The following is a 23,710-nucleotide window of genomic DNA, read 5'->3' as shown; positions in this document are numbered from 1 at the left end:
GAGGGCCAGAATCTCACAACAGGCGCTCGGACACGACCCGGAACGGCACCCGTGGCAGCCGGAAGGCCAGCCCTTCCTGCAGCGCCAAGTCCATCGCCTGCAGCCGCGGACACTGCTGCTCACCGATCAGGCGCAGGGGCTGCAGGCTGTCGACCTCCACCGGCAGCGCGATGCGGGTGCAGGCCCAGCGGCCGTCGCAGGTACGGGCGATGGCCTCGTCCTGGCAGGTGAGGAAACGCAGCAGGGCCTGGTGGCCGTCGAAGGCCGCCGACCACGCCGCCGCATCCTCCCAGCCTGCAGCGGCCTGCCACTGCAGGTGCAACCTCGGCGCACTGCCCTGCCCGCCTTCGATCAGGGTGTGCCCTCCGCCATCGGTGCGCACCACATGTTCGAAGCGGGTGGACATATGCGGCTGCATGGCATCGCTGAAGGCACGCGCGCCGGCCACGAAGGGCAGCTGATCCATCACGTTGCGGTCGAACAGCACCACCGGTGTCCCGTCCGGATCGTCGTCACGATGCAGGTACCAGCGCCAGTTGCTCTGCCTCGGAGACGGCATCAGGGAACGCAGCGGCCCAGCCAGCGCGGGCCCGAAGTGGCCGTGACGGTAGCTGAGGATGGTGTAAGGCGTGCGTCCGGCATGGACCACATAGTGATGGCCTGGTGGTGGCATCGGCGCGTGGCGCACGTCGACCCACCAGCTCACGTAGACAACGTCGCGCACGTCACTGACCAGCGCCGGCATCGGCCAGCGCCGCGACAGTACGCGGCGCAGCCGGGTCCAGCGCGGGGCGTGCAGCAGGCGCGGCAGCATCCGCCCGAACAGGGTGTCGGACGGATGCCGGTAGATCGCGGACTGCGCCAGGTCCTCCGGCGCAGCCACCTTCAGTCGGCCAGGCCGCGCAGCAGGTCGTTGACGCTGGTCTTGCTGCGGGTCTTGGCATCGACCTGCTTGACGATCACCGCGCAGTACAGCGAGTGGGTACCGTCCTTGCTCGGCAGCGAACCGGACACCACCACGCTGTACGGCGGGATGTAGCCGTAGCTGATCTCGCCGGTGGCGCGGTTGTAGATGCGGGTGCTCTGGCTGAGGAACACGCCCATGCCGATCACGCTGTGGTGGCCGACCACCACGCCTTCCACCACTTCCGAGCGCGCACCGATGAAGCAGTGGTCCTCGATGATGGTCGGGCTGGCCTGCAGCGGCTCCAGCACGCCGCCGATGCCGGCGCCGCCGGACAGGTGGCAGTGCTGGCCGATCTGCGCGCAGGAGCCGACGGTGGCCCAGGTATCGACCATGGTGCCTTCGCCAACGTAGGCGCCGATGTTGGTGAAGCTCGGCATCAGCACCACGTCCTTGCCGAAGTAGGTGCCGCGGCGGGCGATCGCGCCCGGCACCACGCGCACGCCGCCACGGCGGAACTTCGCTTCGTCATAGCCGGCGAAGCGCGATTCGACCTTGTCCCAGAACGGTGCCGGGCGCGCATCGACCACGGCCATGTCGTTGACGCGGAAGTACAGCAGCACCGCCTTCTTCAGCCACTCGTTGACCTTCCAGCCACCGTGGCCGTCCGGCTCGGCGACGCGGAATTCGCCGCTTTCCAGGCCATCGATCACCCGGTTGACCAGCGGCTTGGTCGAACCTTCCAGTTCGTGCAGGGTCAGCGTGGCGCGGCGCTCGAAGGCGCTCTCGATGCCGAACTTCAGTTCTTCCACGCCCGGCGCGGCCGGCTTGCGCAGCGACTTGCGGGCGATGGTTTCGGCGCGTGCGGCTTCGGCACTCTTGGCCGGGGCCTTCCTGGGTGCCGCCACCTTCTTCGCCGGGGCCTTTACCGCTGCGGCTTTCTTCGGCGCGGCAGCCTTCTTCGCGGCCGGCACGGCGGCAGTTTGACCAGCCTTCGGCTGTTGTGGAGCTTTCTTGGCCGCTGCGCTCTTGGCGGTGGCAGCAGTCTTCTTAACAGGCTTGGTGGCCATCAGGCGGGGTCTCCGGCGTTTCGATCAGGGTCCAGGCAGGCCAGCATCGCGTCATGCAACTGCTGCCGGGCAGGTTCAGTCAGGGGGAGGTCGTGTTCGTCACTGATCACGAAGGTGTCTTCGGCGCGTTCGCCGAACGTGGCAATGCGCGCATCATGCACGCGCAGGCCCTGGTTGCGCAGCACGAACGCCACGTCGGCCAGCAGGCCGGGGCGGTCAGGAGCGACCAGGGCAAAACGGGTCGCGCCGGGTTCATCGCGGAACTCGATGCGGGGGGCGAAACGGAAATGGCGCAGCTGCCGTGGCACCACCCGGCGCGACGGCCGCAGGCGGGTCAGGTCGCCACTGAGCGCTTCGCGCAGCGCCGCCTCAAGGTTGGCGCTGCTGCCATCGGCAAAGCTGTCGGCCGGGTTCACTTCGAAGGTATCGAAGATGGTGTCGGCAGGGCCGTCCAGCACGCGTGCGCGATGGATGCCATAGCCCTTGCGGTCCAGGGTCATGGCGATCGCTGCGAACAGGCCATCACGGTCCGGGGAGTGCACGAACACCTCCAGCGCCGGGTCGTCGACGCTGATCCGGCGCACCTTCACCAGTGTGTGGCCCTGCTTCACCGGTACCAGCGCGGCGGTCTGCCAGGCCAGCTGCTCGGGACGCAGGCGAATGAAGCCTTCGTCGGGCATCACTGCGAACTGGCGGTCGATGGTGGCATCGTCGTACCCCTGTTCGCGCACCAGTGCGCGCACGCTGTCGCGCGCCTCGGCCACGCGCTCGGCCGCGGGTACCGGATGCTCGAGCCCTTCGCGCAGCGCGCGCCGGGTGGCGAAATACAGGTCGGCCAGCAGGCGGTCCTTCCACGCGTTCCACAGCTTCGGACTGGTGCCGGCGATATCAGCGCAGGTCAGCAGGTACAGATAGTCGAGGCGGTCGCGGCTGCCCACCAGGGTGGCGAAGCGATGGATCACCACCGGGTCGGCGATGTCCTGCTTCTGCGCGGTCACCGACATGCGCAGGTGCTGTTCGACCAGCCACGCCACCAGTTCGGTATCGGACGTGCTCAGCGCATGCGCCTGGCAGAACGCGCGCGCGTCCACCGCGCCCAGCTCCGAGTGGTCGCCGCCACGGCCCTTGGCAATGTCATGGAACAGGCCGGCCAGCAGCAGCAGCTCCGGCTTGCGCAGGCGCGGCCACACTTCATGCGCGATCGAAAAGCGCTCGTCGGCACGGCTGCTGGCGAACTGGCCGATGTTGCGCAGGACCATCAGCGTGTGCTGGTCGACGGTATAGACATGGAACAGGTCGAACTGCATGCGCCCGCTGACCTGGGCGAAGGCAGGAATCCACTGCCCGAGCACGCCCAGCCGCGCCATGCGCGAGAGTGTGTCAACCGGGCGTTGGCCACGTAGAAGGGCCAGAAAATTCTCGCGCGCATCGCTGTCGGCCTGGTCATAGGCGGGCAGCAACGGCAATGATTCGGCCAGCGCGCGCGCAGTCAACGAATGCAGGCCGCGCACCTGCGGATTGTTGGCCCAGCTGGCGAACAGCGCGAACACCTGGCCGATGTCGCCGCGCGGCCAATCCGCATCATTGGCCGCCAGGTAACCACGGCGCAGGGAGAAACCCACGGTCAGCGGCTCCGGCTGCGCCTCGCCATCGAACTGTTCCTCGAAGCGCTGCAGCAGGCGGTCGCTGATCCGGCGCACCACCAGGGCGGCGCGGTAGAAACCCTGCATCATCTTCTCGACGCCGAGGTTCTCGGCATCGTCTTCGAAGCCCAGGCGCGCGGCCAGGGTCTTCTGGTAATCGAAACGCAGCCGCTCTTCCGGGCGCCGCGCCACCAGGTGCAGGCCGAAGCGCAGCCGCGCCAGCACCGCACGTTCGCGCTTCAGCGCCGCCGCTTCGTCGGCGCCCAGGTGGCCGAGCCCGACCAGCGCCTCCAGGTCGCGCACGCCGAACGCGCGCAGCGCCATCCAGCCCAGCGTATTGAGATCGCGCAGGCCGCCCGGGCCATCCTTCAGGTCCGGCTCCAGGTTGTCGGCGGTATCGCCGAAACGCTGGTGGCGGTTGCGCAGTTCCTCCAGCTTGGCCAGGAAGAACGCACGTGCCGGCCACAGTTCGCGGTCATCGGTGGCCTCGCGCAACGCGCGACGTGCGGCCTCTTCAGCGAGGATCGGGCGCGCCTCGATCAGCGCGGTCAGCACGGTCTGGTCAGCCGCCGCCTCGCGGCACTGCGCCGCCGAACGCACGGCATGGCTCACTGCAAGCCCGCAATCCCACAGCAGCGCGAACAAACGCGCCAGTTCCGCCTCGTGGGCAAGCTGCGCGGCAGGATCACCGAACACCAGCAGGTCAATGTCCGAACGCGGGAACAGTTCACCGCGTCCGTACCCACCCACCGCGAACAGTGAAAGGCCACTGTCGGCCGGCAGGCAACGCTGCCAGGCCAGGCGGATCAGATGGTCGGCGGCACGCGCGCGCAGCGCCAGCAGGCGCTCGATGTTGTCGCCCTGGTCGAAGCGGCGGTACAGCCGCGCGTCGGCCTGCTGCAGCGCCTGTCGCGCGGCAGCAGCCCAGTCCGGGTCGTTGAGCGACGCGGCCGGCGTGTCCAGCAGCGAACCCGCCGGCAGCATCGTCAGGAGACCTGTGACTCGCCCGGCGACAGCGTCAGCACGTCAACGCCGGTTTCGGTGACCGCGATCATGTGCTCCCACTGTGCCGACAACTTGCGGTCCTTGGTCACCACGGTCCAGCCATCCGGCAGCACCTTGTTGTAACGGGTGCCCTCGTTGATCATCGGCTCGATGGTGAAGGTCATGCCCGGCTGCAGCACCAGGCCCTGGCCCGGACGGCCGTAATGCACTACCTGCGGCTCATCGTGGTAGACCTTGCCGATGCCGTGGCCGCAGTACTCGCGCACCACGCTGAAACGCTCGCCTTCGGCATAGCTCTGGATGGCATGGCCGATGTCACCCAGGGTGGCGCCCGGACGCACCGCGCGGATGCCGCGCCACATCGCTTCGTAGGTGGTTTCCACCAGGCGGCGGGCCATCACCGAAGGCGTGCCGACGAAGTACATGCGGCTGGTGTCGCCGTGCCAGCCATCCTTGATGACGGTGACGTCGATATTGATGATGTCGCCATCCTTGAGCACCTTCCCTTCGCTGGGGATGCCATGGCAGATGACGTTGTTGACCGAGGTGCACACGGTCTTCGGGAAGCCGCGGTAGCCGACGTTGGCCGGAACGGCGCCCTGCACGTTCACGATGTGGTCGTGGCAGATGCGGTCCAGTTCCTCGGTGGTGACACCGGGCTTGACGTGGGGGGTGACGATGTCGAGCACTTCGCTGGCCAGGCGGCCGGCGATTCGCATCATCTCGATTTCCTGCGGGGTTTTCAGATTCACGCTCATGGGCCCCATTATCGCCGATCCGGCCACAATCTGAACGAACGCCACCCAACTGGCGATCCGGGCCATGCACGGTTCCGGCAAGGAAAGTGAAAGCGTGATGACCTCCACTCTTTCGCCCGCCTATTTATCACGGATTACAGACACTTACCCGCACAAGCTGAGGCTACCGTCGCCGAAGCGGTGCCGAACGTGCCGCCTTCGCCTTGTTCAACGGACCTTCGGGTCAGGGAGGTTGTCCATGCGATTCCCGCTTCGTTCCCTGCGTGCGTGGCGCCTGTTGGCCCTGCTGATGGCTGGCCCAGCGCTGGCCCAGGCCGCCGACACCACCACCTTCAACGTCACCCTGGTGGTGACCAAGGCCTGCACGATCACGGCTGCTGCCGCCACCAACGTTGACTTCGGCACGGCGGCCTCGACCACCGCGACCCCCACCCTGGGCCAGGGCACGGTGACCGCCCAGTGCTCGGCCCTGACCCCGTACACGATTTCACTGAATGCGGGTGCCAATGCAGGCACTGCCAATGACGTCACCACCCGCCGGATGAAGAACACCAACGCCGCGGTGACCGCCAACAACTTCGTGGGCTACCAGCTGTACCAGGATGCCGCGCACACCCTGGTCTGGGGTTCCACCTCCGGCACCAACACGCAGGCCGGCATCGGCACCGGCCTGGCCGTGCCTTACATCGTCTACGGCCAGATCCTCAACCTGAGCACCAACAACCCGGCCACCGGTAACTACCTGGATACGGTCACCGCCACGATCACCTATTGATGGAGCACGCCCGCATGGCCGGACCCCGCCCGTGGCGCGCCACCGGCGTGGCGCTGCTCGCCCTGTGCCTGCTGGCGACCTCTACGGCAGGCGCCACCAGCCTGCAGGTCGCCCCCACCAGCCTGCAGCTGGAAGCCCGCCAGCGTGCCGGCGAGCTGTGGCTGACCAACAGCGGCACCTCACCGGTGAAGCTGCAGGTACGCGTCTTCCGCTGGGTGCAGCAGGGTGGCCAGGAGCAACTGCTGCCCACCGATGAACTGATGGCCTCCCCGCCGATGCAGGAGCTGGCGGCGGGCCAGCAGCAGCTGGTGCGGGTGATGCGCCCGACCCGGGAGCCCCCGGCGGCACAGCAGTACTACCGCCTGATCGTGGACGAGGTGCCGGACCTGGCCACCCGTGCCGAGGGCATGCAGTTCGTCCTGCGCTACTCGATCCCGGTATTCGTGCAGCCCGCGTCCGGCAAGCTCGCCCCGCAGCTGCAGGCGCGCCTGGTGACGCTGGGCGATGGCCGCAACGGCGTCGAGGTGGCCAATTCGGGCAACAGCTATGCACAGATTGCCGACCTCGCACTCGGTAGCGCCAAGCGCCCGCGCATCGTGCACCCCGGCCTGCTGGGCTATGTGCTGCCCGGCCAGGTGATGCGCTGGCCGATCGAGCGCATGGCGATCGACCGCGACAACGACCAGATCACGGCCAAGCTCAATGGCGAGTCGGAACAGACCCCGCTATCGCCACCACCGGCTCGCTGAGGCGTTGATGGGCGCGCTGCTGGCTGCCCTGGCTCCTGCGGCGACCGAAGCCGCCGATGTGTCCGGTGCCGCGGCCACGGGAGCCGCCGACGTATCAGGAATCTCCGCCGATGCGATCCTGCCGCCCCCCACCCCGCTGACCGCCAGCCAGACGCTGTATCTGGACGTATCGCTCAACAGCACGCCGCGCGGCCTGCTGCCGTTCGTCGAAAACCGTGGCCGCCTGCAGGCCAGCCCCGACGTCCTGCGCCAGCTCGGCTTCAATGCCAGCGGCGATGCACCGGTCTACCTGGACCAGATCAGCGGCGCGGTGGTGCGCTATGACGCGCACATGCAGACCCTGGCGCTGGACGTGCCGCTGGACCAGCTGACCCTGCCGACCACCGTACTCAGCCGCCCACAGACGCGTGCACCTGCCGGCAGCGCCTCACCCGGCGTGCTGCTCAACTACGACATCTACGGCAGCCGGGTGGACACGCTCGGCAACCTCAGCCTGAGCTCGGAGCTGCGCCTGTTCGGCATCGGCAACGGCACCTTCGAGAACACCGCGATCAGCCGTCGCTACCAGCAGCCCGGTGATCGTCGCTGGCGCGGTGAAAGCGTGCGCCTGGATACGCGCTGGAGCCTGGATTTCCCCGACCAGGCGATGACGCTGGAGGTCGGCGATTTCTACAGCGGCTTCGTCGACTGGACCCGGCCGGTACGCCTGGGTGGCCTGCAGATCGGTCGTAACTACGGCCTGCAGCCCTATCGTGTACTGACCCCCACGCCCAGTTTCCTCGGCCAGGCGGTGGTGCCGTCCACGGTCGAGCTGTACGTCGATGGTCTGCGCCAGTACAGCGGCCAGGTCCCGGTCGGCCCGTTCCAGTTGGCGGCACAGCCGGGCATCAGCGGCACCGGCAGCGCACAGGTGGTGGTGACCGATGCGTTCGGCCGCATGCAGACCCTGGATTTCAGCTTCTATGGCACCCAGCAGCTGCTGGCCAAGGGCCTGTCGGACTGGTCCGCCGGCATCGGCCACCTGCGTGAGGACTTCGGCCAACGCTCCTTCGCCTACGACGACCGCACCGTGGCCAGTGCCAGCTGGCGCGGTGGCATCAGTGACACGTTCACCGGCGAGGCTCATGCCGAAGGCGGTGGTGGCCTGGCCCAGGCCGGCATCGGCGGCTGGTGGCTGCTGGGTGGCGCCGGCGTGTTCAACGCCGCCTATGCGCACAGCAGCTACCAGGGCCTGCAGGGTGGCCAGTGGGCGCTGGGTTACAGCTGGAACAACCGCCGCCTCAACGTCAACCTGCGCAGCGTGCGCAGCCACGGCGACTACCGTGACCTCGGGGCATTGCAGGGCAACCTGCCACCCAGCATCAGCGAACAGGCCACGGTCGGCGCGGATCTGCTTCGGCTGGGCACGCTCAGCGCCAGTTACCTGCGCCTGCGCTACCCGGATGGCGAGGACAACCGCTATGCCAGCCTGTTCTGGTCGCGCACCTGGAGCCAGCGCTGGTCGGCCTACCTGTCGGTGAACCAGAACCTAGACCACAGCGACGACCGCAGCATCTACCTGTCGGTGACCGCCAGCCTGGGCAACAACCGCCAGGCCAGCCTGTCCAGCCAGCGCAACGGCGACAGCCAGAGCTGGGTGGCCGACGTGACCCAGCCGGTGCCCGGTGACGGCAGCGCAGGCGGCATCGGCTGGCGCGCGCAGGTGCGCCACGGCGAGGACGGCAATGGCGGGCTGGCCGAAGTCGGTATCCTCAATGACGTCGGCCGTTACTCGTTCGGCGCCTCGCGCCAGGGCGGGCTCAACTATGCCTACGGCAGCGCCAGTGGCAGCCTGGTCTGGATGGGCGGGCATGCCTTCGCCACCCGCGAGGTCTCCGATGCGTTCGCGGTGATCAGCACCAATGGTGTCGGTGGCGTGCCGGTGCGGCTGGAGAACCGCCTGATCGGCGTCACCGATGATCGCGGCCTGCTGCTGGTCAGTCCGTTGCTGTCCTGGCAGCGCAACCGGGTCTCGATCGACACCCTCGACCTGCCCGAGGACATGCGTGCCGACCGCATCGAGGACTGGGTGACACCACGACAGCGCGCAGGTGCGCATGTGACGTTCCAGCTGCGCTCGCGGCCCTCGCTCAGCCTGACCCTGCTGGCAATGGACGGACAGCCGCTGGAGGTTGGCAGCGAGGTGCAGCTGCCCGATGGCCGCCAGGCGACGGTCGGCTATGACGGCCTGCTGTACCTGGAGGACGTGGCCGCCGGCAGCACGCTGTACATCACTACCAGCCGCGGCCAGTGCCGGGTCAAGGTGCCGGACATGCCCAGGGTTGTGGCATCTGGCGCTCGACCGCAGCCGGCACCGTTGCAGTGCATCCCGGAGGTGGCGCCATGAGGATCCTGCTGTCCGCCCTGCTGCTGATGGCGTGCCTGCTGGCGGCGGCGCCCGCCCGCGCCACGGCTGTCTGCGCCGCCGTCGCCAATCCGACCCTGCCATTCGGCAACATCAACAGCAATGCCCCCGGCCCGAGCACGGCCAATCTGAACATCACGGTGACCTGCACCACCGCCGCATTGAGCCTGCTGGCCACCACCGGTGTACGCGTCTGCGTGGGCATCGGTGCCGGCACCGGCGGCGGCAGTAGTTCCAGCTTCCGGACGATGGCCACCTCCACCAGCGACACCATGAATTTCCAGCTGTACAACAATGCCAGCTTCGGCCAGGTCACCGGGCTGGTTCCGCACGGCACGCCACCGGCACAGGAGCTGACCATGAGCTACAACGTACCGCTGCTGACCGGCGGCAGCGGCGCGCAGTCCGTACAGCTGTTCGGACAGATCCCGGCCAACCAGGTCCTGGCATCGGGTGCGTACAGCAGCACCTTCAGCGGCGCCAGCGTAGTGCTCACCTGGGCCTGGAACGAAGTGCTGCTCGGCACCGCCACCATCCCCGCCACCTGCAATGGCGGCGCCACCGGTACAAACAGTGCGAGTGCAGCCTTCAGCTTCACCGCCACCGCCAATGTGTTGCCGCAATGCGGCAGCTACGTCACCACCAACATGGACTTCGGCAACGTCACCGGCGGCATTCCCGCCAACATCGACCGGACCGCCACGCTCACGCTGACCTGCCTGAAGAACACCGCCTACCAGATCAGCCTCAACAACGGCCAGAACAATCCTGCTGCCTCCACCACCCGGCGCATGGCCACCACCATTGGCAGCGGCACCTACTACCTCCCCTATGAGCTGTACCGCGATGCCGCGCGCAGCCTGCGCTGGGGCAATACCCTCAACGTCGATACCGTTGGCGGCACCGGAAGTGGCAGCGCGCAGCAGCTGACCATCTATGGCCGGGTAGCGCCCGTCACCGGCCAGCCCCCGGCGGGTACCTACAATGATCTGGTGCAGGTGACGATCACTTACTGACCTGTGTGCCGACCAACGGTCGGCATCCACCGGGATGGGTTTGGAATGGTCGGCACCCATCGGGGTGGGTTTCGGTAGATCCACGCCATGCGTGGATGCGCGCATCACTCCTGCGCCAGGACCAGTCGACTGGCAGTCGACCCTACAGATCCGGCCGATCCGGCCGATACCGCGCAACGGGTCCTACAGCACGGTGGATGGCAGGTGGTTCGCGCACTTCTGATCGGGGCGATGCTGGTCGCCAGCACGCCGGCATGGGCCGAACCCGGCAGCACCTCCCTGCAGATCCGGCTGACCGTGGTCGAGGGCTGCAGCGGCGATGGCGGCAACACCCGATGCACGGCACCGCACCAGCGCAGCGACACGCCCGAGCTTCCGCAGCAGATCCACGACCTCGCGCCGCCGGCCGACAGCGACGACGCGGCGCCTGCCGTGACCGTCATCTACTGATGCGCATCCTGCTGAGCCTGCTGGCACTGCTGCTGGCACTGCCCGCGGCGGCGCTGGACCTGGTGCCGACCACCCTGCAGCTGCCCGCCGAAGGCGGTCACGGCGAACTGTGGCTGTACAACCCTGGCCCCCACCGCTGGCAGGGCCAGGTACGGATCCTGGCCTGGGAACAGCAGACCGACGCGGAAGAGCTGCGTGCCAGCGACCAGGTCCTGGCCAGCCCCACCCGGCTCGATATCCCGCCCGGCACCCGCCAGCGCATCTGGCTGCTGCCACGCCAACCCACACCCGTGGCCGCCGAACAGGCCTACCGGGTCGTGCTCGCCCCCAGCATCCCCGGCCTGCCGCGCTACTCGCTGCCCCTGTTTCGGGGCAAGCCCGGGCCGTTGGCCCAGCCACGGCTGCGCGCCTGGACTGAGTTCAAACCGTCGCAACCTTCGCTGCGACTGAGCAACACAGGGACACTGCACGCTCGCCTGCAGGACCTCACCTTCGTCGCCAATGATGGTCGCCGTACCGTGCTGCTGCCGGGTCTGGCCGGCTATGTCCTGGCTGGCCGGGAGCGCCACTGGGCCCTGCCGGCCCGTGCCGACGGCTACATCGATGGCCATTTCCAGGCCCGGCTGCCGGACGGCCGCATGATCGACCTGACCGCGCCGGACCCGGCAATTGCAGCAAGCGCGCCGAGCGGGCTATAATCGACCGGATTCCTGCCGCCTGCGTGCGCGGGAACCCGTCCACACCGGACGTCACCGGTGAATCCACACCTGCTGCCCCCATCCGTGCCGGGGTGCTCCGCAAGGAGTTCGGCCACGGAGGCAACAGGGAAGCCCAACCCCGGAACCGATCGCGCTTCCACGCGTCCCGCATACCTATCCCCGCGGGCGGAATCGCTGGTTCCATATCAGGAGTATTGCAATGCCCCAGGTCACCATGCGTCAGATGCTGGAAGCCGGCGTCCACTTCGGCCACCAGACCCGCTACTGGAACCCGAAGATGGCTCCGTACATCTTCGGCGCCCGCGGCAAGATCCACATCATCAACCTGGAAAAGACCGTCCCGCTGTTCAACGATGCGATGAACTTCATCTCGTCGGTTGCCCAGAAGCGCGGCACCGTCCTGTTCCTGGGCACCAAGCGCAGCGCCCGCGAAACCATCAAGGAAGAAGCCGAGCGTTGCGGCATGCCGTTCATGAACCAGCGCTGGCTGGGCGGCACCCTGACCAACTTCCGTACCGTCAAGCAGTCGGTTGCCCGCCTGAAGGAACTGGAAGCCGGTGAAACCGACGGCACCTTCGAGAAGCTGGTCAAGCACGAAGTGCTGGGCCTGCGTCGCGAGCGCGACAAGCTGGAAGCCTCGCTGGGCGGCATCAAGGACATGAACCGCCTGCCGGACGCCATCTTCGTGATCGACATCGGCCACGAAGACATCGCGATCAAGGAAGCCAAGAAGCTGGGCATCCCGGTCATCGCCGTGGTCGACACCAACTACAACCCGGAACTGGTTGATTACGCCATCCCGGGCAACGACGACGCCATCCGCGCTGTGCAGCTGTACGCCCGCGCCGCTGCCGACGCCGTGCTGGAAGGCAAGGCTGCTGCTCCGCACGCCGCTTCGGTGCGTGAGGAAGAGTTCGCCGAAGCCGCTGCTGAAGGCGAAGAGAAGCCGGCCCGCCGCGCTCCGGCCAAGAAGGCTGCCAAGAAGGGCGACGACGCCCAGGCCTGATCCAGGCCCCGGGGTGGACGCCCGGCGTCCACCCTCCCTGCGCGCAGCCTTTGGCGCGTGACAGGACCGTGTCACACGGGCCGGCCACCATGCCGGCCCAACCCCTTTCTTTCGTGAGGTAATCCCGTGGAAATCACTGCTTCCCTGGTCAAGGAACTGCGCGAGCGCACCGGCGCCGGCATGATGGAATGCAAGAAGGCTCTCACCGAAGCCAACGGCGACATCGACGCTGCTGCTGAAGCCATGCGCAAGTCCGGCGCTGCCAAGGCCGACAAGAAGGCTGACCGCGTGGCCGCCGAAGGCCGTCTGGGCCTGGCCCAGGACGGCGGCAAGGCCGTGCTGGTCGAAGTCAACTCGGAAACCGACTTCGTCGCCAACGATGACAACTTCAAGTCCTTCGTCAACGCCGTCGCCGCCGCTGCCCTGGCATCGGGCGCCACCGACGTCGAAGCCGTGAAGGCTGCCAAGCTGGCCGATGGCCGCACCGTTGAAGAAGCCCGCGCCACCGCCGTGCAGACCCTGGGTGAGAACATCCAGATCCGTCGCATGGTCAAGGTCGACACCACCGGCAACGTCGGTGCGTACGTCCACACCAACGGCAAGGTCGGCGTGCTGGTCGATCTGATCGGCGGCGACGTCGAGCTGGCCCGTGGCCTGGCCATGCACGTGGCTGCCCTGAAGCCGCCGCACAACAAGGCTGCGGACGTTCCGGCCGACTTCGTCGAGAAGGAAAAGGAAATCGAGCTGGCCAAGATGTCCGAAAAGGACAAGGCCAAGCCGGCCGAGATCCTGGAAAAGATCATCAGCGGCAAGATCAACAAGATCGTCAGCGACGTGACCCTGTACGGCCAGACCTACGTGCTGGGCGACACCACCGTCGAGCAGGTGGTCAAGGCCGCTGGCGCCGACGTGGCAGGCTTCAAGCTGCTGATCGTCGGCGAAGGCATCGAGAAGGTGGTGGAAGACTACGCCGCCGAAGTTGCCAAGGCGATGCAGGTCTGATTGCAGCCTTCCGGCTGTGAAGCGACCAGAAGGAGCCGCGGGAAACCGCGGCTCTTTTTTTATGCCGGTGGGCCCGTGGGTGCGCACCGTTGGTGCCCACACCCACACCTTTGCGTTGCGCGCGAATCAAGCCGATACTCGGCGCAGGGAATCCACAATCGCATAGCAGGAACGAAAATCGCGGACTGTGATGCATTCCTAGGTATTCTTGTCCTAATGGAATTGAACGACCCGACATGCCTCCCGAGCTGACAGCTGCCCTGGCGCTCTGCCGCAACCTGCCTTCGCCACCCGGTATTGCCCTGCGCATCATCGAGCTGGCCCAGGACCCGGAAGCGGACATCGCCACCGCCGCCGACATCATCGCCATCGACATGGCGCTGAGCGCTCGCATGCTGCGCATCGCCAATTCGCCGCTGTATGCCAGCCGCCGCCGCATCGAGAACCTCGGCCAGGCGCTGACCATGCTCGGCCTGAATGCCACGATCAGCCTCGCCCTCGGCTTCACCGTCACCCAGGGCCTGACCGCTGGCGGCGGTGCCGACCACGACCTGCGCCAGCGTGCGTGGAAGCGCAGCATCCTCAGCGCCCTGGCCGCCAGCCAGCTGGGCCAGGCCCGCGGCCTGCGCCGGCTGGAGGAACTGATGCTGGCCGGCCTGCTGCAGGACCTGGGCGTGCTGTGCCTGGCCCAGGCCGAATCGGAGCGCTACCTGCCACTGCTGCGCGAAGCCCGTGACAACACGGATCTGGTGGCCCGCGAGCGCGAGGAACTGGGCTGCAGCCATGCAGATGTCGGCGCCTGGGTGGCCGAGCAGTGGGGCCTGCCCCGCTACCTGGTGGAAAGCATCAGCCACAGCGAGGACGAGGGCGCCGCCGAATCGCCGTTCCAGGCCTGTGTGCAGCTGTCCGGTGCGGTCGCCGACATCTGGCTGGACGACGACGCCGACGCCGCGCGCGAGCGTGCCCTGCATCAGGTCCACGACCGCCTGGAACTGGACAGCGCTCGTTTCGATCAGGTACTCACCCGCATCAGCGAAGCCCTGCCGGACATCGCCAGCCTGTTTGAGGCCGGCCTGAACTCGCCCTTGCGGGTGCGCGAGCTGATCGACCACGCGCAGGAACTGGCCACCCTGCGCAACCTGCGCGAACTGCAGGATGCAGACCAGGCACGCCGGCGCGCCGACGAATTCGAGGCCCGGGCCAAGCGCCTGGCCGACCAGGCCCACCGCGACGCCCTGACCGGCGTACTCAACCGCCGCCAGCTGGAAGCGGTCCTGGAGCAGGAGTTCCTGCGCGCCGGCCGGCAAGGCTGGCCGCTGTCGGTGGCCTTCATCGACCTGGACGACTTCAAGAAGATCAACGATGCCCACGGCCACCTGACCGGCGACGAGGTGCTGCGCGCCTTCGCCGGCAAGCTGCAGGGCCAGCTGCGCAACAGCGATACCGTGGCCCGCTTCGGCGGCGAGGAATTCGTCGCACTGCTGCCCAACACCAGCGAAAGCGTGGCCCTGGACGTGATCCGCCGGGTGCTGGCCAACATCGTCGCCACGCCGATGGCCGAGCTGGAGGGCGGACCGCTGTTCGTCACGTTCTCCGCCGGCGTGGCCACCCAGGGCGGCTACGAGCGCTTTGCCGACGTGCAGGACCTGCTGCGCGCAGCCGACGACGTGCTGTACCGATCCAAGAACCTGGGCCGCAACCGGGTGATTGCCCGCTCCCCCGGCGCCCTCGGCCACGACGAGCTTTCAGCCACCGCCGGCGCCGAGCTGGGCTGAACGGGACGCCCCGCGTGGCCGGGGCGGATGGCAGGATTTCGCGCCGCAGTGCACAAAACACTTTGGCCCGACGCCGCATGCGCGTAGAATCCCCCGCGATTTCCACGCACCCGAGGTCCCTATGTCCAAGCTCGCCTATCGCCGCATCCTTCTGAAACTGTCCGGGGAGGCGCTGATGGGAGATGAGGACTACGGCATCGACCCGAAGATCATCAACCGCCTGGCCCGCGAGGTCATCGAAGCCCAGCAGGCCGGCGCCGAAGTGGCCCTGGTGATCGGCGGCGGCAACATCTTCCGCGGCGCCGGCCTGGCCGCTGGCGGCATGGACCGGGTCACCGGCGACCAGATGGGCATGCTGGCCACGGTCATCAACGCCCTGGCCATGCAGGACGCCCTCGAGAAGCTGGGCGCCAAGGCCCGCGTGATGAGCGCGATCAAGATCAACGACGTGTGCGAGGACTACATCCGCCGCCGCGCCATCCGCCACCTGGAAAAGGGCCGCCTGGTGATTTTCGCCGCTGGCGTTGGCAGCCCGTTCTTCACCACCGACTCCGGTGCCGCGCTGCGTGCGATCGAGATCGGCGCCGACCTGCTGCTGAAGGCCACCAAGGTCGATGGCGTGTACGACAAGGACCCGAACAAGCACAGCGACGCGGTCCGCTTCGACAGCCTGAGCTACGACGAAGTGATCCGTCGCGGCCTGGAAGTGATGGATACCGCCGCCTTCGCACTGGCCCGCGACAGCGACCTGCCGATGCGCGTGTTCGACATGGGCCAGCCGGGCGAGCTGCTGAAGATCCTCAACGGCGCGAACATCGGCACCCTGGTCCAGGGCCGCGACCCGGCCTGAGCCTGAGTCCCAGGCGACAACCGGGCCGATTCAGGCCCGGCAGCGTCCCGTATTCGCCTATAATCGCCCGATTCCAGTTACACCCAGGACCGGGCGATGCTCAACGACATCAAGAACAACGCGCAGACGCGCATGGCCAAGAGCATCGACGCTCTGAAGCACACCCTCACCTCGATCCGCACCGGCCGCGCCACCCCGGCCCTGCTGGACCGCGTCACGGTCAGCGCCTATGGCAACGCCAGCACCCCGCTGAACCAGGTCGCGTCGATCTCCAACGCCGACGCCCACTCGCTGCTGGTCACGCCGTTCGACAAGAGCATGATCAAGGAGATCGAAAAGGGTCTCTACAACGCCGAGTTCACCCCGAATACCCTGGGCACCGCGATCCGCATCAACATGCCGCCGCCGACCGAAGAGCGCCGCAAGGAGCTGGCCAAGCAGGTGCAGAAGGAAGGCGAAGGCGCCAAGATCGCGATCCGCAACATCCGTCAGGACGCGAACAAGGAAATCGCCAAGCTGGTCAAGGACAAGGCGATCAGCGAAGACGAGAAGAAGCGTGGCGAAGACGACATCCAGAAGCTGACCGACGCCAACATCAAGGACGTCGACAAGGTCGTCGCCGACAAGGAAAAAGAACTGCTGTCGGTCTGAAGTCGATGCCTTCAGTCCCGCCTCCATTGCCGGCCGCCCTGCCCCGCCACATTGCCATCATCATGGATGGCAATGGCCGCTGGGCACAGCAGCGCCGTCGCCCGCGCGTGATCGGCCACCGTGCCGGCGCGCGCGCGGTCAACCGCACCATCGAGCGCTGCCTTGAACTGGGCATTCCGGCGCTGACCCTGTTCGCGTTCTCCAGCGAGAACTGGGGCCGGCCGCAGGAAGAAGTCGATGCCCTGATGAAGCTGTTCCTCGGCGCGCTCGACCGCGAAGTGGACGAGCTGCATCGGCGCGGTGTGCGCGTGCGCTTCATCGGCGAGCGCGAACGCTTCGGCGCCGGCCTGGTCAGCCGCATGCAGCTGGCCGAACAACGCACCGCCGACAACAGCGCCCTGACCCTGTCGATCGCAGCCAGTTACGGCGGCCGCCAGGACATCGCCCGTGCCGCGCGCGCCCTGGCGGCTGAAGTCGCCGCCGGCCGCCTGCTGCCCGAACAGATCGACGAATCGCTGCTGGGCAGCCAGGTCGCCCTGGCCGACCTGCCACCGCCGGACCTGTTCATCCGCACCGGTGGCGATACCCGCATCAGCAACTTCCTGCTGTGGCAGCTGGCATACACCGAGCTGTGGTTCACCGAGGCGCTGTGGCCGGACTTCGATGCCGCACTGCTGCAGCAGGCGCTGGACGCCTATGGCAGCCGCGAGCGTCGTTTCGGCCTGACCAGCGCCCAGATCGCCGCACTGGCCACCGAGACCTCCAGCCCATGACCAAGACCCGAGTCCTCGCCGCGCTGATCATGGCGCCGGTCGCCATTGCCGCGATCCTGCTGCTGCCGACGCAATGGCTGGCCGCCGCCGCCGCCGCCGTGCTGCTGATCGGCCTGTGGGAGTGGCTGAAGCTGGCCGGCATCGAAGACACCCTGGCGCGCACCGTGCTGCTGGTGCTGAACCTGCTGCTGATGGTGCTGCTGGTCTGGGCGGATGGCAGCACGCTGGTGCTGTTCCAGATCACCACATTGGCCGGCGTCGCCTGGTGGCTGGCCGCGCTGGTCTGGCTGCGCTTCTTCAATTTCGGCGCACAGCCCTCGGCGCCCTCGCGGATCGTGAAGATGCTGGCCGGCACCCTGGCCATCGTCCCGGCCTGGGCCGCGCTGGTGCTGATCCATGCGGGCGGCGATCCGCCGGGCAAGCAGGGTCACCTGTGGCTGCTGGCTGCGCTGGCACTGGTCTGGGCGGCTGATTCAGGCGCCTATTTCGCCGGTCGGCACTTCGGCAAGCACAAGCTGGCCCCGCGGATCAGCCCCAACAAGACCTGGGAAGGCCTGTTCGGCGGCCTGCTGGCCGGTGTCGCCGTGGCCCTTGGCCTCGGCTGGCTGGCAGGTATCGATGCCGGTCACCTGCCGGGCCTGCTGATCACCTCGGTGGTGGCGGTATTCGCCTCGGTGCTGGGCGATCTGTTCGAAAGCCTGATCAAGCGCCATGCAGGCGCCAAGGACTCGGGCCATCTGATCCCGGGCCACGGCGGCGTGCTCGACCGTGTTGACGGCGTCCTCGCTGCGGTGCCGGTGTTCGCACTGGGCAAGGAAATCTTCGGATTCTGACCATGAATGCTGTCGCAGACCTGCGCCGGGTCGCCGTATTCGGCGCCACCGGCTCGATCGGTGCCTCCACGCTGGACGTGATCGCCCGCCACCCGCAGCGCTACCAGGCCACGGTGCTCGCCGCCGGCCGCCAGGTGCAGGCGCTGCTGGCGTTGTGCCGCCAGCATAAGCCGGCGCACGCGGTGATCGCCGACGAATCGTTGTTCACCGAACTGCGTGACGGCCTGCGCGACGCCGGCCTGGCCACCGAAGCCCATGCCGGCCATGCCGCGCTGGACCAGCTGGCCGCCAGCGATGCCTGTGACACCGTGGTTGCCGCCATCGTCGGCGCCGCCGGGCTGTCCTCGACCCTGGCCGCGGCCGCCGCCGGCAAGCGGATCCTGCTGGCCAACAAGGAATCGCTGGTACTGGCCGGTGAGCTGCTGACCCGCACGGCCCAGCATGCTGGCGCTGAGATCATTCCGATCGACAGCGAGCACAGTGCGATCTTCCAGTGCCTGCGCTCGCGCGACGCCAGCATCGACGGTGCCGGCGTGCGCCGGATCCTGCTGACTGCCTCCGGTGGCCCGTTCCGCGGCCGCAGCCGCGCCGAACTGGTCCAGGTCACCCCGGCACAGGCCGTTGCCCACCCGAAGTGGTCGATGGGGCCGAAGATCTCGGTCGATTCGGCGACGTTGATGAACAAGGGCCTGGAGGTGATCGAGGCCCATCACCTGTTCGGCATCCCCGGTGAGCGCATCGAAGTGCTGGTGCATCCGCAGAGCCTGGTCCACTCGCTGGTCGAGTTCGTGGACGGTTCAACCCTGGCGCAGATGGGTCTGCCGGACATGCGCACGACCCTGGCCGTTGGCCTGGGCTGGCCGCAACGCATCGAATCGGGCGTGTCCGGGCTGGATCTGCTGGCCCAGGGCCGGCTGGACTTCGAGGCCCCGGACACTGACGCTTTCCCCTGCCTGGCCCTGGCCTGGCAGGCGATGCAGGCCGGCGGCACCGCGCCGGCGGTGCTGAACGCCGCCAATGAAGAGGCGGTTTCAGCGTTTCTTCAGGGCCGGATCGGTTTCCTGACCATTCCGGAGCTGGTTGCTAACGCTCTTTCAACACTGCCGACCCAGCCAGCCGATACACTGGAGGTCCTGTTGTCCGCCGACCAGCGGGCACGCCAGCTGACCCTGAACGCCATCGACGCCGCCTGAACGACCGCCTCGCCCCGCATGACGACGCCGCCCCTGCCCGCCACTGTGAGCCTGCATGACTGACTTCATCGGATCGGTCTGGTGGATGATTGTCAGCCTCGGGCTGCTGGTCACGTTCCACGAGTTCGGGCATTACTGGGTCGGGCGCCTGTGCGGGGTCAAGATCCTGCGCTTCTCGGTCGGCTTCGGCCGGCCGCTGTGGTCGCGCCGCGACAGGCACGGCACCGAGTTCGCCATCGCCGCCATCCCGCTCGGCGGTTATGTGAAGTTCCTCGACGAACGCGAGGTCGAAGTCCACCCGCGCGAGCGTGGCCAGGCCTTCAACCACAAGACCGTCTGGCAGCGCATCGCCATCGTCGCCGCCGGACCGATCGCCAACCTGCTGCTGTGCATCCTGCTGCTGTGGGCGATGTTCGTGATCGGCAAGCAGGATTATTCGCCGACCATCGGCCGTGCCAGCGGCATCGCCGCCAGCGCTGGCCTGACCAGCGGCGACCGCGTCCTGCGCGTGGACGAGCGCCCGGTGGCCACCCTCGGCGAGGCCAGCATGGCGCTGACCGCCGCTGCGATGGACCGCCGCGACGTGAAGCTGGAAGTGCTGGACCCGGCCGACCAGATGCGCGTGCGCACCCTGCCGCTGTCGCAGCTGCCGGCCGGTTTCGATGAACGGCGGGTACCGATCCTGGCCGGCCTGTACTGGCAGTCGTGGCTGCAACCGGCGCTGGTCGATTCGCTCACCGCGGACTCCGTGGTGGCCGGGCAGCTGCAGCCGGGCGACCTGATCGTGGCGATCGACGGCCAGCGCATCGACGGCGCCGACCAGGTCATCGGCGAGATCCAGACGCTGGGCCGCGCTGGCGGCCCGGGCATGATCGAGGTCCTGCGGGGCGGTGAACGCCTGGCGCTGGAAATCACCCCGCGTCAGGGCAAGGATTCCAGGGGCGAGCCGACCTGGCAGATCGGCGTGCAGTTCCCGACCTCGTTCAGCCCCCCCTACGACACCCTGCTGCGCTATGGCCCGCTCGACGCGGTCACCGTGGCCGTGCGCGAAACCGGCCGTCTGGCCGCCGATTCGCTGGGCATGATGGGCCGCATCGTCACCGGCAAGGCCTCGCTGCAGAACGTTTCCGGGCCAGTGACCATCGCCCGTGTGGCCAATGTCTCGGCCAAGCGCGGCCTCGACTGGTTCCTGCAGTTCCTTGCCCTGCTGTCGCTCAGCCTGTGCATCATCAACCTGTTGCCGATCCCGATCTTGGACGGCGGCCACCTGCTGTATTACCTTATCGAGTTGGTCAAGGGCAGCCCGCTGAGCGAGCGTGCCATCGCCGCCGGCCAATACATCGGCCTGGCGTTGCTGGCCGGGCTGATGGGGTTGGCGTTCTACAACGACATCCTCGGCCTGGTCCCGCGATGAACTTTTCCACGTTGTTGCCGTCTACAGCGTCGGCATCCCGCACCAATGAAATCGACCTTCCTACCGGACGTGACATGACGCGACTCCCCAATCGCCGCCTGCTGGCCCTCGCCCTCGCCGCCGTCACCGGCGCTCCCGCCCTGGCCCAGGCAGCCGAGCCCTTCACTGTCAGCGACATCCGCGTGGATGGCCTGCAGCGCATCAGCTCGGGCACGGTATTCACCTACCTGCCGGTGGAACGTGGCGAGACCATCACCGACAACAAGGTCGGCGAGATCATCCGCGCCCTGTACAAGACCGGCTTCTTCGAAGACGTTCAGCTGGACCGCCAGGGCAGCATCCTGGTGGTGACCGTCAAGGAACGCCCGGCGATCAACAAGCTGACCGTCACCGGCAACAAGGACATCAAGTCCGAGCAGCTGCTCAAGGGCCTGTCCGACATCGGCCTGACCGAGGGCGGCACCTTCGACCGCCTGAGCCTGGACCGCGTGACCCAGGAGCTTCGCCGCCAGTACAACGACCGCGGCAAGTACACCGTCGAGATCACCCCGACCGTGAGCCCGCTGGACCGCAACCGCGTGGACATCGCGATCGCCATCAAGGAAGGCAAGGCGGCCAAGATCCGTCACGTCAACCTGGTCGGCACCGAGAAGTTCGAGAGCAAGGACATCCTGGAAACTTGGGAGTCCAAGGAGCACAACTGGGCGTCGTGGTACCGCCGTGATGACCAGTACTCCAAGGAAAAGCTGTCCGGCGACCTGGAAAAGCTCAATTCCTGGTACCTGGACCGCGGCTATGTCGACTTCAGCATCGACTCGACCCAGGTGTCGATCAGCCCCGACAAGCGCGACATGTTCCTCACCGCCGGCGTGACCGAGGGTGCCCAGTACAAGATCTCCGAGATCAAGGTCAGCGGCGACACCATCCTTCCGCAGGAGGACGTCGAGCGCATGGTGATCCAGAAGCCGGGCGACACGTTCTCGCGTGCGCTGCTGGAGTTCAGCTCGGACACCATCACCAATTCGCTGTCCAACATCGGCTACGCGTTCGCCAAGGTGAACCCGATCCCGACCACCAACCGCCCCGACCAGACCGTGGCGATCAACATGCAGGTCGTTCCGGGCCCGCGCGTGTCGGTGCGCCGCATCCTGTTCCGCGGCAATACCCGCACGTCCGACGAAGTGATGCGTCGCGAAATGCGCCAGTTCGAGAACAGCTGGTACTCGCAGGCCGCGATCGACCGCTCCAAGATCCGCCTGCAGCGCCTGGGTTACTTCGAGTCGGTCGACGTCGAGACTCCGGCGGTCAGCGGCAGCAACGACCAGGTCGACGTCGTCTACAACGTCAAGGAAACCACCTCCGGCAGCTTCGTGTTCGGCCTGGGCTATTCGCAGTCCTACGGCATGACCACCTCGGTACAGCTGTCGCAGAACAACTTCCTCGGCGGCGGCAACCGCGTGTCGGTCGAAGCCTCGCGCAGCAGCTACCTGCAACGCTATGGCTTCAGCTACACCAACCCGTACTTCACCGATGACGGCGTGTCGCTGGGCTACAACCTGTCCTGGCGCGAACTGGACTACTCCGACTTCAACACCGCGCAGTACAACAGCACCAATGGCTCGGCGCAGGTGGTGTTCGGCGTGCCGATCACCGAGACCGATACCGTCTCGCTGATGTTCGGCATCGACAGCAACCAGATCACCACCTACCAGGGCTCGACCCCGCAGTCGATCATCGACTACATCAACGTACTGGGCAGCAAGACCTTCCATGCATGGCGCACGGAGCTGGGCTGGGCACGCGACTCGCGCAACGACTACTTCATGCCGACCCGTGGTACCTACCAGCGCGTTGGCCTGGAAACGACGCTGCCGGGCTCGACCATCGAGTACTACAAGCTGAACTACCAGATCAGCAAGTACTGGCCGATCATGCCGTCGCTGGTCATCAACACCCGCGCCGAAGTGGGTTACGGCGACAGCTATGGCAGCGACAAGACCGCGATGGTGCCTGACGAGGCCGGCAACCTGCGTTCGGTCACAGCCAAGGGCCTGCCGTTCTACGAGAACTTCTACGCAGGTGGCACCAACTCGGTGCGCGGCTTCGAGGACAACACCCTCGGCCCGCGCGAAGTGACCCGCGGTTATCCGGAAGGCCAGCCGCTGGGTGGTTCGCTGAAGACCGTCGGTTCGGTCGAAGCCTACTTCCCGCGCCTGTTCGACAGCCCGTCGGCACGCGTGTCGGCCTTCGTCGACTTCGGCAACGTCTACACCGGCGTGGACAACTTCAAGGCCAACGAACTGCGCGTGTCCACCGGTGTGGCCCTGCTGTGGCGCGCCCCGGTCGGCCCGATCTCGATCAGCTACGCCTTCCCGCTGAAGAAGGAAGACGGCGACAAGATCGAGCGGCTGCAATTCACGTTCGGTGGCCAGTTCTGAGGAACAACGTTCCTCAGAACTGATCCACCTCCGGTGAATTGCCCGCGCATTTCACCTATCCCCCGCGCCGCTGGCGCGCCCCCCTTAACAAAGGGGGGCTCTCCACCAGACGGGGTACGAAGCGCCGGGCATTGCCCGGCGTTTTCGTTTGGCCTGGATGCCGGAAGCGCCCGCTCTGCTTTTGATCTTTTCTGTTTTTCCGTGGCTGGCACTCGCGCCACGCCGTCGGAGGTCGGACGGGGTGGGGCTGCGGGGGGGTGAGCCGCATGGATGCGGCGACCA

General features: G+C 67.2%; 20 protein-coding genes. 16 read left to right on the top strand and 4 right to left on the bottom strand.

Going from position 1 to position 23,710, the window contains the following annotated elements; genetic code table 11:
- Nucleotides 1–13: 13 nt before the first annotated feature.
- From D5301_RS23290 to map, 4 genes are read right to left on the bottom strand one after another with little or no spacing between them, the layout of a single operon-like run.
- A complete protein-coding gene (locus tag D5301_RS23290; RefSeq protein WP_324187385.1) occupies nt 14–883 on the bottom strand; it encodes a hypothetical protein in 870 nt (289 codons plus the stop codon).
- A gap of 2 nt (nt 884–885) precedes the next feature.
- Nucleotides 886–1,974: a 2,3,4,5-tetrahydropyridine-2,6-dicarboxylate N-succinyltransferase gene (dapD, locus tag D5301_RS23285; protein ID WP_153857027.1), complete on the bottom strand. Its 1,089-nt coding sequence runs from the start codon at nt 1,972–1,974 to the stop codon at nt 886–888.
- On the bottom strand, nt 1,974–4,601 hold the full coding sequence (locus tag D5301_RS23280; protein WP_153857026.1) for a [protein-PII] uridylyltransferase: 2,628 nt from the start codon (nt 4,599–4,601) through the stop codon (nt 1,974–1,976). The genes dapD and D5301_RS23280 overlap by 1 nt, the downstream gene beginning before the upstream one ends.
- Before the next feature lie 2 nt (nt 4,602–4,603).
- Nucleotides 4,604–5,446, bottom strand: a complete 843-nt coding sequence (map, locus tag D5301_RS23275; protein ID WP_110711717.1) for a type I methionyl aminopeptidase — start codon at nt 5,444–5,446, stop codon at nt 4,604–4,606.
- 172 nt (nt 5,447–5,618) lie between these two features.
- Here map and D5301_RS23270 point away from each other — a divergent pair, with 172 nt between their 5' ends.
- From D5301_RS23270 to bamA, 16 genes are all read left to right on the top strand, one after another.
- Nucleotides 5,619–6,155 (top strand): spore coat U domain-containing protein, encoded by a 537-nt coding sequence (locus D5301_RS23270; RefSeq protein WP_110711716.1) that lies wholly within the window; start codon nt 5,619–5,621, stop codon nt 6,153–6,155.
- On the top strand, nt 6,155–6,904 hold the full coding sequence (locus tag D5301_RS23265; protein WP_110711715.1) for a molecular chaperone: 750 nt from the start codon (nt 6,155–6,157) through the stop codon (nt 6,902–6,904). Before D5301_RS23270 ends, D5301_RS23265 begins: the two co-directional genes overlap by 1 nt.
- A gap of 7 nt (nt 6,905–6,911) precedes the next feature.
- Entirely contained in the window at nt 6,912–9,290 is a 2,379-nt protein-coding gene (locus D5301_RS23260) for a fimbria/pilus outer membrane usher protein (protein ID WP_153857025.1), read from the top strand.
- Nucleotides 9,287–10,324, top strand: a complete 1,038-nt coding sequence (locus D5301_RS23255; protein ID WP_153857024.1) for a spore coat U domain-containing protein — start codon at nt 9,287–9,289, stop codon at nt 10,322–10,324. The genes D5301_RS23260 and D5301_RS23255 overlap by 4 nt, the downstream gene beginning before the upstream one ends.
- Nucleotides 10,325–10,555: 231 nt before the next feature.
- Nucleotides 10,556–10,774, top strand: a complete 219-nt coding sequence (locus D5301_RS23250; protein ID WP_110711712.1) for a hypothetical protein — start codon at nt 10,556–10,558, stop codon at nt 10,772–10,774.
- Nucleotides 10,774–11,472: a molecular chaperone gene (locus D5301_RS23245; protein WP_153857023.1), complete on the top strand. Its 699-nt coding sequence runs from the start codon at nt 10,774–10,776 to the stop codon at nt 11,470–11,472. The genes D5301_RS23250 and D5301_RS23245 overlap by 1 nt, the downstream gene beginning before the upstream one ends.
- A 220-nt stretch (nt 11,473–11,692) precedes the next feature.
- The gene (rpsB, locus tag D5301_RS23240; RefSeq protein WP_005408748.1) at nt 11,693–12,499 is read left to right on the top strand and encodes a 30S ribosomal protein S2; all 807 of its coding nucleotides are present in this window, start codon (nt 11,693–11,695) and stop codon (nt 12,497–12,499) included.
- Between the two features lie 126 nt (nt 12,500–12,625).
- A complete protein-coding gene (gene tsf / locus D5301_RS23235; RefSeq protein WP_088025411.1) occupies nt 12,626–13,501 on the top strand; it encodes a translation elongation factor Ts in 876 nt (291 codons plus the stop codon).
- 236 nt (nt 13,502–13,737) lie between these two features.
- Nucleotides 13,738–15,276: a GGDEF domain-containing protein gene (locus D5301_RS23230; RefSeq protein WP_110711709.1), complete on the top strand. Its 1,539-nt coding sequence runs from the start codon at nt 13,738–13,740 to the stop codon at nt 15,274–15,276.
- A 121-nt stretch (nt 15,277–15,397) separates the two neighbouring features.
- Nucleotides 15,398–16,126 carry a UMP kinase gene (pyrH, locus tag D5301_RS23225; RefSeq protein ID WP_005415854.1) on the top strand — a complete coding sequence of 243 codons (729 nt, stop codon included), beginning with the start codon at nt 15,398–15,400 and terminating at the stop codon, nt 16,124–16,126.
- 96 nt (nt 16,127–16,222) lie between these two features.
- On the top strand, nt 16,223–16,777 hold the full coding sequence (frr, locus tag D5301_RS23220; protein WP_014036506.1) for a ribosome recycling factor: 555 nt from the start codon (nt 16,223–16,225) through the stop codon (nt 16,775–16,777).
- Nucleotides 16,778–16,782: 5 nt separating this feature from the next.
- Nucleotides 16,783–17,550, top strand: coding sequence for a polyprenyl diphosphate synthase (uppS, locus tag D5301_RS23215; RefSeq protein ID WP_110711708.1), 768 nt, complete (start codon nt 16,783–16,785; stop codon nt 17,548–17,550).
- Nucleotides 17,547–18,383 (top strand): phosphatidate cytidylyltransferase, encoded by an 837-nt coding sequence (locus D5301_RS23210; RefSeq protein WP_110711707.1) that lies wholly within the window; start codon nt 17,547–17,549, stop codon nt 18,381–18,383. The genes uppS and D5301_RS23210 overlap by 4 nt, the downstream gene beginning before the upstream one ends.
- A 2-nt stretch (nt 18,384–18,385) precedes the next feature.
- On the top strand, nt 18,386–19,576 hold the full coding sequence (locus D5301_RS23205) for a 1-deoxy-D-xylulose-5-phosphate reductoisomerase (protein WP_153857022.1): 1,191 nt from the start codon (nt 18,386–18,388) through the stop codon (nt 19,574–19,576).
- A 55-nt stretch (nt 19,577–19,631) separates the two neighbouring features.
- Nucleotides 19,632–20,990 carry an RIP metalloprotease RseP gene (gene rseP, locus D5301_RS23200; protein ID WP_153857021.1) on the top strand — a complete coding sequence of 453 codons (1,359 nt, stop codon included), beginning with the start codon at nt 19,632–19,634 and terminating at the stop codon, nt 20,988–20,990.
- A 74-nt stretch (nt 20,991–21,064) separates the two neighbouring features.
- Nucleotides 21,065–23,428 carry an outer membrane protein assembly factor BamA gene (bamA, locus tag D5301_RS23195; protein WP_153857020.1) on the top strand — a complete coding sequence of 788 codons (2,364 nt, stop codon included), beginning with the start codon at nt 21,065–21,067 and terminating at the stop codon, nt 23,426–23,428.
- The last annotated feature ends 282 nt before the right edge of the window (nt 23,429–23,710 follow it).

It is taken from the genome of Stenotrophomonas sp. MH181796, from assembly GCF_009659995.1.
GTDB classification, from domain to species: domain Bacteria; phylum Pseudomonadota; class Gammaproteobacteria; order Xanthomonadales; family Xanthomonadaceae; genus Stenotrophomonas; species Stenotrophomonas riyadhensis.
This window is presented reverse-complemented; position numbering and strand designations above follow the sequence as displayed.